Annotated in this window: 9 protein-coding genes; 3 read left to right on the top strand and 6 right to left on the bottom strand. The window is 68.6% G+C overall.

The window, feature by feature from the left end:
* Positions 1-34: 34 nt before the first annotated feature.
* On the top strand, positions 35-2,119 hold the full coding sequence (locus tag QHF89_RS31785; RefSeq protein WP_136969532.1) for an FHA domain-containing protein: 2,085 nt from the start codon (positions 35-37) through the stop codon (positions 2,117-2,119).
* Between the two features lie 57 nt (positions 2,120-2,176).
* On the opposite strand, the gene QHF89_RS31780 is transcribed toward QHF89_RS31785, so the two are convergent.
* Positions 2,177-3,526, bottom strand: coding sequence for a glycoside hydrolase family 5 protein (locus QHF89_RS31780; RefSeq protein ID WP_284721168.1), 1,350 nt, complete (start codon positions 3,524-3,526; stop codon positions 2,177-2,179).
* Between the two features lie 140 nt (positions 3,527-3,666).
* Positions 3,667-4,224, bottom strand: a complete 558-nt coding sequence (locus QHF89_RS31775; protein ID WP_136969533.1) for a hypothetical protein — start codon at positions 4,222-4,224, stop codon at positions 3,667-3,669.
* 366 nt (positions 4,225-4,590) lie between these two features.
* On the opposite strand from QHF89_RS31775, the gene QHF89_RS31770 reads away from it, so the two are divergent.
* Complete coding sequence (locus QHF89_RS31770; protein WP_136969534.1) at positions 4,591-6,063, top strand: FAD-dependent monooxygenase; 1,473 nt, start codon at positions 4,591-4,593, stop codon at positions 6,061-6,063.
* Between the two features lie 60 nt (positions 6,064-6,123).
* Here the strand turns inward: QHF89_RS31770 and QHF89_RS31765 are convergent, their stop codons facing one another.
* The 4 genes from QHF89_RS31765 to QHF89_RS31750 all read right to left on the bottom strand — a co-directional run bounded on the left by QHF89_RS31765 (position 6,124) and on the right by QHF89_RS31750 (position 11,856).
* Complete coding sequence (locus tag QHF89_RS31765) at positions 6,124-6,801, bottom strand: putative quinol monooxygenase (RefSeq protein WP_136969535.1); 678 nt, start codon at positions 6,799-6,801, stop codon at positions 6,124-6,126.
* A gap of 26 nt (positions 6,802-6,827) precedes the next feature.
* On the bottom strand, positions 6,828-7,733 hold the full coding sequence (locus tag QHF89_RS31760) for a helix-turn-helix transcriptional regulator (protein ID WP_136969536.1): 906 nt from the start codon (positions 7,731-7,733) through the stop codon (positions 6,828-6,830).
* Between the two features lie 63 nt (positions 7,734-7,796).
* Positions 7,797-9,464 carry a hypothetical protein gene (locus QHF89_RS31755; protein WP_136969537.1) on the bottom strand — a complete coding sequence of 556 codons (1,668 nt, stop codon included), beginning with the start codon at positions 9,462-9,464 and terminating at the stop codon, positions 7,797-7,799.
* Between the two features lie 4 nt (positions 9,465-9,468).
* Positions 9,469-11,856, bottom strand: a complete 2,388-nt coding sequence (locus QHF89_RS31750) for an alkaline phosphatase PhoX (protein WP_136969538.1) — start codon at positions 11,854-11,856, stop codon at positions 9,469-9,471.
* Positions 11,857-12,096: 240 nt separating this feature from the next.
* Here QHF89_RS31750 and QHF89_RS31745 point away from each other — a divergent pair, with 240 nt between their 5' ends.
* Positions 12,097-13,977, top strand: coding sequence for a serine/threonine protein kinase (locus QHF89_RS31745; protein WP_136969539.1), 1,881 nt, complete (start codon positions 12,097-12,099; stop codon positions 13,975-13,977).
* Positions 13,978-13,980 lie beyond the last annotated feature (3 nt).

Below are 13,980 nucleotides of genomic sequence, written 5' to 3'. Positions count from 1 at the left end.
CTCGCTGTTGACCTCCGCGCGAAGAATGTGTTGGATGGCGGCGAGGGGATACGTGCCCACCAATTCGATCATCGCCGTTCTGCCCGATGGAACAGAGCTCGTCGCCGTGCGCGAGCTCGACGCGGACGGGCCGCTGGGGGATTCGCTGCGCCTCGGCGAAAAACCCCTCCTCACCGTGGACGGGCGAAACGGCGAGCCTCGCGAGCCCTTCGTCGGGGCGTTCCTCGACCGCCCGCCCGTCGCGGCGACGGCCGCGCCGTTTGGCAATGCATGGGTGCGCGTCGGCGACGACACGTCCGAGATCACGTGGCTCGTCCAGCCGCGCCTCGGGATCGTCGTGCAATGGATGACGGTCGACAGAGACGAGGAGGGCTTCATCGACTGCCCGGGTGTCGCGCCCTGGCTCCCGCGGGCATTTCCACTCGGACGGCCGCCCGCCTTTGTCATGGTCCAGGGAGGCCCCCGGGACGGGTTCATCGTGCCCATCCTCGGACGTACGGTTCTCCGCGGCGACGACGTCTCTTCGACCGAACCCTTCGAGCTCGTGATCGAGCCCGACGCGGACGGTTTTTTCGTAGAGGTCTCCGATGCCCGCGGCGCCCGCGCGGGCCACGTCCCCCACGGCGCCGCCCTGCACGCCGGCGAATTCGTCCTGCGGGTCGCCTACCACCTCGACGATCGTGCGGTTTGGCAAGGCGCATTCACCCCCGTGCCGCCCGCGGAGCTCCTCGACGACCCCGACTTCAAGAGCCGCCTCGGGGCCTACGTGGGGAGCGAGCTCCTCGTCTGCATCCATGGCGAGAACGCCCGCTTCACGACGGGGCCGCGCGGATACGCCGTCGAAGCGCTCGACGAGCCGAGTGCCGTCGCTTCATGCGGTCGGCGCCTCGTCCGCGGGGCCACGCCGGCGCCGCTCCAGCACGGGGATCCCATCGAATTCGCCGGAAGCGTCCGTCGTGTCTTTCGGTACAGCCCGCACCCGGCCGTCGAGGCGCCCGTCTCGCTGGAGATCCTCACACCGCAGACCACGCGCGAACGCGTGGCGCGCCCGTTTCGCCCGCCCGAGCCTTCCTTGGCGGATGTCGTGGCGAACCTCCTTTGCCCGCCGCGCCCCCGCCTCCACGAAGTCCTCCGCGCCATGCGACGATGGCGAATCGACGTCCTCGCAGAGAACGCCGAACAAACCCTCTGGCGGAATTTGACGACGCGTGATCTGCGCTGTCGATTCCCGCTCTTCAACATGGCTCGTGCGCAGCCCCGGAGGTTCGCCCGCCGCGCCGCGATGGACGTGGGGATCGCGCCGGGCGCTGGAATCGAGGAGGCGGAGGGGCCCGACCTTGCGCTCACGCTCGCATTGACCAGCGATCCCTCGGGTGCGGAGACCGCCGAGGCGCTCGCCGTCCGCGCCGCCGAGCTCGCGTCGGGTGGGCCGGGCGTCGTCCAGGCAATTCGATGGTCCGTGATCCCGTGGCGTATCCCACGCGGGAGAAGGATCCCGCATCTCGAATCGATCCCGGACGCCGTCCAGCTCCTCGCAACGGACGCCGCGTTGCCGGCCGGTGTTCGTTCGCTCGTCGCCTGGCAGCTCCTCCAGTACGACGTGTGGAGCCAAACGACGCCACGGGGCGAGGCCGATCCCAGCGATCCCCACCTCCTGCTCCTGCGCATTCTATCGCTCGGGTATCTCGTCGACGAGCTGCGCGACGGCGTGCTCGATCTGCTCGCTCCCCTGCCCGACCTCGCGGCCGAGGACGACCTCCCCGCGGGGCCCTACACGCTCGCCCAGTTCACGAGCGACGTCGATGGGCGCATGAAGGAGCCGCTCTCCCTCGTGGTCCTCTCGCCGGGCCCATTCATGGGCCGCAGATACTTGCTCCCCGAAGGCAGCCACGTCCTCGGCTCCGGGGCCGGCGCCGGCATCTTCCTCGACGACCGGCACCGCAGCGTGGAGGATGCGCACGCGCGTATCGACGTGAACGGCCTCGGCATCCACATCACGCCCCTCGCGACGCACGAGATGACCTTCGTCAATGAGCACGCCGAGTCGCATCGCTGCCAGCTCTGGCCGGCCGACCGGATTCGGCTCGGCGCCGAGGTGGTGCTCGAGCTCGTCGAGTGAACCAGCCGGTCCCATCGCCTCCCCTCGACGTGTCGAGGAGGTCGCTCGCTGCCGCAGCTACGGCTTCTGCGTCACCGCCTGCAGCGCTTGCAGCGACGAGAGCAGCGGCTCCGACGCCGGAGCCTCCCATTTCGTGTCCAGGATCCCGTAGGTCTCCTCCGCGCCGAAGACCCGGCCGGTGCCGCGCGCCTGCGTCCCGTTCACCGCCCAATACGCCCAGTCGATGTCCGCCTCACTCAGATACGTTCGGAGCGCCGAGAACCAGAACCCTTGCCCCGTCGCGTCGCTCACGCACGTGGCCGCGTTGTGGCAGGTGCCGAACTCGCCGACGAGCACGGGCGCGGTGAAGGGCTGCCCCTGCGTGAGGAGATAACCCCACTTGTTGCCGAGCTCCGTCTTGAGCGCTTGATAATCGCTGAGCCCCGTGTGAAACCAGGCATAGTCGTGCGCCGAGTAGACGACCCGACCCGGGACGTCGAGCGTGACGGGCAACGTATACGGCCCCCCGAGGTCGGACGCATAGTTGAGCCCCTCCACGACGATGAGCAGGTTCGGGTTCTCCTTCAGCACGGCGTTTCCCCCGCGGGTGGCCGCCCCGTGCCAGTCGGTGGCGAGATCACCCCCGCCCCACACGGGCGTCACGCAGCCGCAGCTCCCGCAGGGGCACTGCGTGCAGGCCTGGCAGCCGGCTTCGAGCACCGGCCGCGGCTCATTCCGAAGGTCCGCCGCGACGACCGCCGGCTGCGTCGCGTAGCGCTTCGCGAGGGCCTCCCAGTGCTTCAGCCACGTCGCCTCCGGGTATTTCGACGTGTACCAGAGGCCATTTTGATCGGTATCGCTGCAGCACCAGTCGGCCTCGCTCACGTGGTTGTCGAGGAGGACGACGAGCCCTTCGTACGCGAGCGCGTCGATCACGGCGTCGAACACCTCGAGCGCGGTCTTGCCCTTGAGCTTCGGGTTGGCGCTGACGACCGCGTCGCCGACGACCGGGTTCAGATCGACCATTTCGTTCGACCACGGGAGCCGGACGGCGTTGAAGCCGAGCGCGCGGATGCGCGCGGCGATGGCGCCGATCTCCGCGATCTCGAGGCCGGCGGGGACGTAGTCCATCTCCTCGGCGCCGTACCAGTTCACCGCGGCGAACTTGAATCGCTCCCCGGAGGCGTCGAGGATCCAGCGCCCCTCGGTGTGAAGCGGCAGCGGCGGCAGCGCGTGGCCCAGGGATCCTCCGCCACCGCCGCTTCCGCCGCCCCCTTGACCGCCGCCGGAGCCGCCGGCCCCGCCGGCCCCGCCAGCGCTATCCGAGCCACCACCCGACGGATCTTGACCCGCATGGCCGGCCGCGCACCCCGCGGCGGTGGCGAGCAGGAGACCTCCGAGAACAGCACACAACCCTTCGAATGACATTCGATGCTCCTTAGAAAGATGCGGCTCCGCGCATGCCCCGCCTGCTCGGTCGCGGCCGCGTCGACCCTTTCGGACGACACGGCCGCCATCCTCACGACCCGCCTGCTGCGAGCGGCGCGCCCTTCCGGGCCGCGGCCGCCTCACTTGGCCGCGAGGGTCTCGCAGGGCTTGAGGTTCTTCTCCGCGACCTCGACCGAAGGAACCCCGTCCAAGCCGGTCGTCTTGCAGACGTACTTCTTGCCGCCGATCTCCTTCAGCACGAAGCCGATGTACCCCGTCTTGCCCGCGTTCTCGAACTGGACGATGGCCATGTTCGGGCCCTCCTTCGCCCACTTCTTGAAGGGAAAGAGCGCGGTGTCGCCCTCGAAGCCCTTCTTCAGGGCCGCGAAGTCTTCCTTGGCCTCGCTGACGTTGAGCGAGGCCCCGTCGCCGATGTCCACGGTGGCGCTCTTGTGCTGCTCGTCGAGGCTCATGTCCATGGCGCCCATGCCGCCCGGCCGAACCTTGATCTTGAGGGGCATCGAGGCGAGCTCCACGTCCGCGAGGTCGCCCTTGGCCTCGCCCCCCTTCGGCGCCTCGGCCGCGCCCTTCGCCGCCGCCGCGCCCGAGCCGGCCGGCTTGGCGGCGGCGTCCTCACCCTTGTTCGAATTGCAGCCGGCCACCGCCAGCAGCGCCATGACAACCACGAGCTTGCGCATCCCTGTTCTCCTCCACGGTGTCGCCGGGACCGTCGGGCCACCGGCGCTCGCCCTAGAGACGGAGAGGGAGGGGCGCTTTTGCGTTTTTTGTTCGGTGCGACGAACCACACACACGAGCGCCCCAGCAGCAGGTGCAGCGGAGCAGCGACGGACCCGCCCTGCCACGCGTTGCGCGCCGCGCTCGTCGCTTCACGAAAGGTTTGTCCGTCCAAACGGACACGTGCGAGGAGCGTCCCTCCTCATTGCCACGCCCAGCGTATAACGCATCGATGGGCTTGCAGCAAGACCCGGGTCGTACCGTAGAGTCGCTGACCGAGGCCAGACCCTCTGGCCGAGGCCAGAACCTTCAAGAATGGGAGGAGCGACATGGTGGCAAGGACCGAGCATGCGGTGGTGATCGCCGGAGGAGGTCCGACAGGGCTGATGTTGGCGGGCGAGCTTTCGTTGGCGGGCGTCGACGTTGCCATTGTCGAGCGGCGCGCGAGCCAGGACCTCGTCGGCTCGCGCGCGGGTGGTCTGCACGCACGCACGATCGAGATCCTCGATCAGCGCGGCATCGCCGACCGGTTCCTCTCGCAGGGACAGGTGCATCCGGTCGTGCACTTCCACGTTCCTCTGGACATCAGCGACGTTCCCTCCCGACACAACTACGTGCTCGGGCTGTGGCAGAACCACATCGAGCGCATCCTGGCCGGCTGGGTCGACGAGCTTTCCGTGCCGATCCATCGCGGCCGTGAAGTGACGGGGTTCGCGCAGGACGACACCGGCGTCGACGTCGAGCTGTCCGACGGCACCTCGCTGCGAGGAAAATATCTCGTCGGGTGCGACGGAGGACGTAGTCTGATCCGCAAAGCAGCCGGCATCACGTTCCCCGGCTGGGATCCGACGACGAGCTGGTTGATTGCCGAGGTCGAGGTGTCCGAGGAGCCGGCATGGGGCTTCCGCCACGACGCCCTTGGTACCCATGGGCTCGGCAAGCTGGAGGATGGGCGGCGGATGCGGGCCGTGCTGACCGAAGCGCAGGTAGGACCCGCCAGCGAACCGACCCTGCGTGATGTCCGTGAAGCGCTGATCGCCGTCTACGGGACCGACTATGGGATCCACAGTCCCACCTGGATCTCGCGGTTCACCGATATGACGCGTCAGGCGGCCACATACCGCGACAAACGCGTCCTGCTGGCCGGCGACGCCGCGCACGTGCATCCCCCGGTGGGCGGACAAGGCCTCAACATCGGCGTGCAGGACGCGGTGAACCTGGGATGGAAGCTCGCCCAGGTGGTCAAGCGGACCTCCCCAGAAAGCCTGCTCGATACCTATCACGCCGAGCGCCACCCGGTCGCTGCCCGCGCATTACGCGCCACCATGGCGCAGGTCGCGCTTCGTCGAACGGACGACCGCACGAAGGCCCTGGGCGACTACGTTTCCACGCTCCTCAGCATGGCCGAGCCTCGCAGACGACTCGCCGCGGAGATGTCTGGCCTGGACGTTCATTACGACCTCGGCGAGGGGCACCCGCTGCTCGGACGCCGCATGCCCGATCTCGACCTGATCACCGCCGACGGCCCGCGGCGGGTCTTCACCCTGCTGCACGATGCCCGGCCGGTGCTCCTCAACCTCGGGGAGCCCGGCGGCTTCGAGCTCCCTCCATGGGCGGAGCGCGTTCAGGTGTTCGACGCCCAATACGCGGGCACGTGGGAGCTTCCGGCCATCGGGGCGGTCCCGGCTCCCACCTCCGTTTTGGTGCGGCCCGACGGATATGTGGCCTGGGTGGGAGACCGAACCCAGGTGGGGCTCGCGGACGCGCTCACCACTTGGTTCGGACCGCCTCCTGCGGGATAACACAGTCCCAGACAAACCGGTGCAAGCGCGGCCCGTGCATCGTCCGTCCGTTCCAGGACGTTATGGCGCCTCGACCAGCTCCCGGAGCTGACCGATCTCCTGATCCACCCATCCGATCTGCTCGTGGAAGGCCGCGTCGGAGCACCCGGCCGGCTGCTGGATGGTGAACAAAAGCAGACTCCCGGGGCCGTGCGGCAACACGCGCATGGGCATACGCAGCTCTCCGCCGCCTGCATCTATGCAATGCCAGATCACGCGCGCGGCGGCGTCTGCCTCGTAGCGGAGCCGCACGTCTCCCTGCGGAGAGCGCACGACAAACGTCTCTCCCTCCTCGCGGAGCTCCTGACAGAAACGCGTGGCCCAGCGAGGCAGGAGGCGAAGGTCCGCGGCCAGACGGAACGCCTTCTCCCACGGCGCGCGCGTCAAGGAAAGCGCGGTGTACTGCGTCTCGCCCGGCGCATGGCCCGGGAAATAACTCACGTCGATCCGCTCCAGCATCGCCCGCATCCGAGGAAACCAGATCGCTCCGTGAGGAGAGACGTTGTGGGCGGCCAGGGCCTCGCCGTCTCGATAACAATCGAGGACCACGTAACGCCCCGGGGCGCCATCCCGGAACAGCTCGTAGCTGAGCGTGCCCGGCTCATGGGCTTTCACCTGCGCCACCAAGGCTCGGTGTGCCGCCTCGAAATCGGCCTCCGAACCCGCCCTCACCTGCACACGCTTGATGCCACCAATCATGGATCCTCCTCTCGACACCGAGGACTCTAGATCTCCGTCGGCGTGCGGACTTGCAGGATCTTGCGCGCCGACGTGGGCCAAGGGAGGCGCCGCACGGCGGAGGGGCTGCACCCGAATTCGCGGCGAAAGGCGTTCGTGAAGTGGCTGTGGTCCGAGAAGCCGAGATCCAGGGCCAGCGCCGTCAAATCCCGCGCCCCGCCGACCAGGCGCTCCAGCGCCGTGCGCAGGCGCAGGCTCAGCAGATAACGGTGCACCGGCAGGCCCGTGCTCGCCCGGAAGACCCGATGCAGGTGAAACGGTGAGCTGTCCAGCGCCTGGCCCATCTGTGCCAGGTCCGGAGGGTCCGCGAGGTTGCGCGACAGCAGCTCCGCCGCGCCTTGGACCAGGTCGCGATGACGGCGCTGCGTGGCCGCGTCGCGGGGACGCGGGCGGAGCGCGCTGCCTCGGGCCGCGCCTAACGCCGCGTCGAGCAAATCCAGCGTCCGCTCCTGAATACGCAGCGGCTCGCCGGGCCCCTGTTCGAGCTCCGCCACGAGCAGATGGTGGAGCAGATAGGTGCGGCTGTCGGCCGGCGCCTCGGGCCGGGTGAAAGGACGTGTGAGCCGATCGGCGCCGGCGGCGTCGTGCGACGCGACCACCTCACGCGTCAGATCTTCCGAAAGGCGAAAGATCGTGCAGCGATCGCCCCCGTCGACGAGGTGCCGCACCCGGCCCACCTCGCCGGTGTTGTGGAAGAGCACCCGGTGCGGGTCGACCCAGAGGCTCCGGCCCTCGCTCTCCTTGAGAAAACTGCCCCGCCGAACGAAGGCGAAGTCCGTGCTCGCGGAGGCCTCCTCCGGGGACGCATGCCGGGGACCGCAGGCACACGTGAAATCCACGACGGTGAGCGCCGGCGAGGTATGAAGCACGTGGAGCGTCTGCGGGAGGTCCACCGCCGGCAGGGTATCGCAAGCCCCCGGGAGGCGATACCCTTTTGCATGGGGCTCGCCGTGGTCCTACCTCGCGCTCGTGGCCGTCGCCCCCCAATCGAGCCGCAATCGGCCGTCCCTGTACACCCGATTCGCCGCTTCGAGCCCCGTCGACCCGTTCGTGATGGTGGCATGCACGTTCACGGCGGGCGTGGGCAGCGCATCTCGGCCGAGATCGAAGCGCTGCCCGCGCACCAGCACGCGATAGGCCTTGTCGAGGGCGAGCGCCCGCGCGCGGGACGGGAAGAGGAGGAACGCGAGATCCCGATCGCCGCCGGGCGCCGCGCGCCGCACCTCGGCCTCGGCGAGCGCGCCGCCCGCGAAAAATCGCGCCGTCATTTCATCGTTTGCCCGGAGTTCGTCGCCGCCGCCGACGCGCCGGAGGTACACGAGCACCTCGGGCTCCGTGTGGCCAAGCTGCGGGACGTCGGGCATGTCTCGAATGTCTTGCATGCGCCACCCCGCTTCACCGGGCACCTTGCGGGCGAACGAGAACGTTTGATCGACCGTCACGCCCAGGCTCGAATGGCAGCCCATGCAAAAGCGATGCTCCTCGTCCGTCGAGAGCCGCAGCCGCCCAGCTTCGTCCTCGATGAACCCCTGGAGCTGCCAGCCAAAGGCATTCCGCAGCCCGCCCATCGCCGATCCCGTATACACCGGCAGGAGCCCCTCGTCCTTTTCGTCCAGCTCTTTCTCCTGCGCCCGCAGGAGCGCCCATCGATCGGGGGAGAGCACCTTTCGCGCATATCGTAGCTCTTTCATTCGCCGCGCGGCGAACCCGGGCGCGTCGGGATCCAGGTAACGGACCGAATGCAGAAACTCGACGCCGCGTGGGTAAAGCCCACGCTCGAGGGGGACGCTCGACGCGCCCCCGGCGTAGGTCTTTGGCAAACGCCGCACGCGCGTGACGCCCGGCGCAAATGTCCCGTCGCCGTCGAGATCGAACCCGAGCAGGCGCTCGTCGACGGGCTCGATCCTGCGATCGATCCGATCCGGCGGGGCATCGGGATCGGACGTGATCGCGGCTTCGAGTAGCGACAGGTTGAGCGTGTAGATCGCGCGGGACGCGGCGCCCTGCGTGTCCTTGCGGAAGGCCTCGGGCAAGCGGAGGAAGACGTCGTCGGAGCTCCCGTTCGTCGGCCAGAATGCGCCGGGAAAAGGCTTGTACCGCACAGCGCGATACCCGCTCCCGTCCTTCGCGAATCCCTGCTCGTCGAAGCCACGTTCGAGGTCGAGATCTGGCACGTACCCCTCGAACCCTGGCGCCCCGGCGAGCGCGCGCCGGAGCGGGCCATAGTTGTCCTCACGGACGTACCGGAGGATCTCCTCGTCCGAGAGGGCCGCCATGTCGGCCCTTCGGTCGACGAACAGATTCTCGTAATGGTTCTTCAGGGCCGTCTCGGAGAACGAATACTCCACCTGGAGATCCCAGTCCGCGCGCGTGTTCGGGCCGTGGGCGCTCGTGTGGCAGACCCAGCAGGGATTCGAGGTACCGTTGGTCTTGGTATAACAAAGCGGCGGCACCGAGGCCTCGGGGTTCCTCACGCGCCCCGCCGCCTCGCGGGCGCGCGCGAGCGGGTCGTATCCGGCCTCGGCGCCGCGCTCCTCGCGGCGGCCGCACGAAGCCGCCACGAGGGAAAACGCGAGCGCTGCGGCGAGCCACGATCCCGGGCGAACTTCGTGCGTCCTCTTCATGGGCTCAACCTCCGTTCGGCCAGACGCTCCACACGCTCTCGCCGGGATGCTGCACGCTCACGAAAAGCGTACGCATGTCCGGCCCGAGCGCCGGACCGGTGGCCTCTGCGTCACTCGGCACGGCGAGGACGCGGAATGCCTTGCCGAACGTCGCCGAGACGATCCCGGGTTGCCCCGCCGCGTGCGCCGGATCGAGGTCGAGGAAATAAACGGCGTCGGACGTCTTGTTCGTGCCGAAGTTCCCATCCGTGCCGAACCAGACGCCGCCGTCCCGATCGATGACGAGGTTGTCGGGGTTGGCCGCGTCGTACGGCCCCGCGGCCTTCGTCCCTGCCCATGCACGGAAAAACGTGAAGGACATCGACGCGCCCGGATCGGCTGCATTGGCTTCCTGGAACGCGAAGATGTTTCCGACCGCGTCGGGGCGCTTCGGCGACGTCACGTCGTGCTCGGCCGGAGCAATGAGCTTGCCTTGCTGATCGAGCTGCGTCTTGCGGCCGTGGTTCGTGAACGCCACGTAAAGCCGGGGCGTGCCGCTCGGATCTCTCGGGTTGTACTCGACGTCCTCGGGGCGGTTCAGCTCCATGATGCCGACCTTCGCGCAGGCCGTGAAGAGCGCGCGGCGCACGTCGTCGTCGCTCAGGAAGCCGCCGAGGCCATTGAAGTCCATATCCATCAGCGCGGCGCCCACCGTCTTGCCGGGCTCGCCGAGCGCGGCGGCGTTCGGCGCGACCGTCGTGCTCGTGGTGCTCAGGTGGATCCATTGCCCCGTCCCCGGCTGCGCCTCCGTCGGCGCCTGCCCCGTGGCGAGCATCGTGACGCCGGTCGTGTTGTCGAGGCCCGCGAAATGCGCGACGTAAAGTGATCCCTCGTCGAGCAGCGCGCGCGAGTCCGCCTTCGTCATCCCGGCCGTGTACGGGTCCTTCGAGACCCACTTGAAAATGCGGCCGCTCCGCCGATCGTCCCCGGCGTAGACGACAACGCGCTGGTTCGGCACGAGCTTCCACTGCGCGTCGACCGCGAACGTCGCGTTCTCCCATCGCGCCCTGCCCATCGCGCCGATCTTCTTGTGCCCCACGCCTTTCGTGGTCTTCCCCTCGTATTCGCCTTCCGGCTGCCCCGGATCGATCTCCACGAGGTACCCATACAGATCCCGCGCGTGGTGCGTCAGCGGATCCGGGGACAGTCCATATTCGCTCGTCGGGCTCACCTTCGTGTCGAACGTGATCGGCCCGCCGGGATCGGCGCCGGCCCCGAGGACGAGCTTCTGCTCGCTGGTCCAGAAGGACTCGAGGTCGCCGTAATAATCTTGGACGTTCTCCTCCGCCGTGATCACCGTGCCCCAGGGCGTTTGTCCTCCGGAGCAATCCCCCATGATCCCGCTGACGACGCCGGGCGGCAATGCATTGCCCTGATCGTCGTGATCCTCCGCCGCCGTCTTGATGCCCGTGAGGTGCAGGAGCGTGCGGCTCGTCGAATCGTACCGCACGGCCTTCGCCCCGCGATCGACCTCCCATTCGCCGGACGCCGGATCCTGCACCACGTGGAACCACGAACCGCCGTTTTGCCGCTTCGACTCCTGCACGTACGTCGCGCGGCTCGCCTCCGACCATTCGTTCGAGGTGACGTCGTTCACGAGCACATCCATCGAACGGAGGTACGTCGCGAGCGTCAGGTGTTGCCCCACCGGCGCCGTCGTCGCCGTCGGGGCGTTGTTCGAGATGTATTCGTGGTTGACCCACATCCAGCCGGAGGCCCCGCTGCCGTTCCATTGCGGCGCCGCGCCGGCGACGTCGCTCCAGCCGTCCCCGAAGAACGCGACGTAATCATTGTTCGCGCCAAACCGCGGCGCCGCGTGGCTCTGATCGAACGTGAGCGGATCGAGCCAGGCCACGACCACGTTCCCCGAGAGGCCCGCGATCGCGCGCACGCTGTCGGTCGCCACATTGGCCAGCGGGAACTGCACGCCGGGCGGCAACGCGCCCTTCGCGACCTGATCCACCCGCGTCCGCACGTACGCTCCGAGATCCGCCGCGCCCGTCCCGAGATCATCCAGGAACGAGAGCGCGATCATTCCCGAGAGCGGCCGCGAAGGATCGGGCCACTTGATGCCCGCCTCCCCGCTCGGCCCTTGGGACCCTGGCTCCCCGGGCGCGCCGGGCTCTCCTTGCGACCCGGGTTCCCCGGGCGCGCCGGGCTCTCCTTGCGGGCCTTGTGACCCCGGCTCCCCTTGCGGCCCTTGCGTCCCGTCCTGCCCGTCGACGCCGTCTCGACCCTCCGCGCCGTTCTTCCCGTCGCTCCCACAAGCCCCGAGCGCTGCGGCGAGCAGCGCACCGGCGCCCGCGAGCGTGAGGAGATGACGCGGCCCGGCTCCCGTGATCTTTCGTTTCATTCGCAGCACCTCGCTTGGTTCGTCCCGCTCGGAACGAGCGCGCGCGAGGGTGACGCGTCTCCGTTTCGGCGTGGCGTGGAGCCTGTCACGATTGCGTGACGCATACGCGCGTTTCAGGTTGCCGACGGTCTCGTTACGATTGTGTGACACGCGAGGTTCATTACGGTTGTCGGTGAACCGACGCGGAGAAAAACGCGCGCCACGGAATCGTCCTTGCTTCGTCACGGCAAGGAGCGGATCATGTGGGCCGTGTCTGCTGCCCCGCCCCTGTCCCATCACGACGGCGATTCGAGCCTAGGCAAGTACAGGTTCATCGCGAGCCTCGGTCACGGCGGAATGGCGGACGTGTACCTCGCGGTCGTCCCCGGCCCGGCTGGATTCAACAAGCTGCAGGTCGTGAAGCGGCTCCGGCGCGATTACGTCGAGGATCCCGATCACGTCGAGATGTTCCTCGACGAGGCCCGCCTCGCGGCGCGGCTGAGCCACCCGAACGTCGTCCAGACGTACGAGGTGAGCGAGTCCGACGGGGAATACTTCATGGCCATGGAGTACCTCGAAGGCCAGCCGTTCAACCGCATCATCAGCCGCGCGAAAAAAGACCCGCCGCCGCCCGGGCTTTTGTTCCGTATCGTGGCGGACGCGCTCGCAGGGCTGCATTACGCGCACGAGCTCACCGACTACGACGGCACGCCCCTCCACATCGTCCATCGCGACGCGAGCCCGCACAACGTCCTCGTGACCTACGACGGGCACACGAAGATCCTCGACTTCGGCATTGCGAAATCCGACGTGCGCTCGGGGGAGACACGCACCGGCATCGTCAAGGGCAAAGTCGCCTACATGGCGCCCGAGCAGGCGCGTTGCAAGCCGCTCGATCGGCGCGCCGACATCTTCGTGCTCGGCATCGTGCTTTGGGAAATCGCCGCGGGCCGCAAGCTCTGGGACAAGGCCTCGGACATCGAGGTGCTCCACAGGCTCGCGACGGGAGAGTACCCCCGCGTGCTCGACGTGAATCCAAACGCGCCCGAGGAGATCGATCGGATCTGCGCCAAAGCGATGGCCCGGGATCCGGCCGAGCGGTACGCCACAGCGGCCGAGATGCGCGCGGACATCCTCGCGTGTCTGGAGCAGGCTCGGCTCCGCGCGTCGAGCGAGGACGTGGGCCGCTACGTGACGACCGCGTTCGGGGACAAACGGGCCGACATCCGCAAGGTGATCGACCAGCAGATCAGCAAGCTGAAAGCGCAACAATCGGGGGAGCGGCTGGCGATCCCCGACGTCGCGGGCCCGCCCGACGCGGCGCCCGATTCGCTGAGCATCCCGAACCTCGGAGGCTCCGGGCGCCACAGCTTGAACGGCTCGGGCTCGAATCCGAAGAGCCTGACGGGATCAAACGCGCACATTCCAGGCACGAACAGCTTGCCCCCCGGGGCCCTGCCATCGCAGGGGCACGAAGCGACGATGCAGGTCGCGGCGGCCCCGGCGTCGAACCGAGGGAGCATGATCCTTGGCGCCGCGATCGTCCTCGCCGCGGCGATGGGCGCCTTCGTCTACCTGAAATCGGGGACGCCCGGCCCGCATGCGGCGCCGTCGTCGGCCGAGGCCACGCAAACAGAATCGGCCCTGCAGCCGGCCCCGTCGGCCGCGCCTGTCGCAACGGCTGCCGCCTCCCCGACGACCACGCCCGAGGGGACGGCGATGGTGGAGATCAAAGTGCGCGCCATCCCGGCGCAAGCGGACCTCTTTCTCGACGGCGCGCACCTGCCGACGAACCCCTTCACCGGCAAATTCCCCGCGGATGGAGCCAGCCACCGTGTCCACGCGGAGGCGCGGGATCATCGATCGGCCGCGCAGATCGTCACCTTCGACAAGGACGCGAAGCTCGAGCTCGTGCTGGAGCCGAAGAGCGGCGCGGCGCAAGCAAGCCATACGACGGCGAGCGACGATGCGCCCGAAGAACCGGCGGCGACCCCCACCCCGCCGCCGTCGCCCGCCCCCGCCGCGACGAGCACCCGCGCCAAGCGGAAGCTCGGTGATGGGGATCCCTTCAATGCGGCCGCGCCGACAGCCACGACGACGGGGAAAAAGCGCTCGCTCGGCGACGGCCAGAATCCCTGGTGACCG

The sequence above is a fragment of the Polyangium sorediatum genome (genome assembly GCF_029946465.1).
Classification (GTDB): domain Bacteria; phylum Myxococcota_A; class Polyangia; order Polyangiales; family Polyangiaceae; genus Polyangium; species Polyangium fumosum.
Note: the sequence above shows the minus strand (reverse complement) of the source record. Positions and strands in the feature narration are given on the sequence as shown.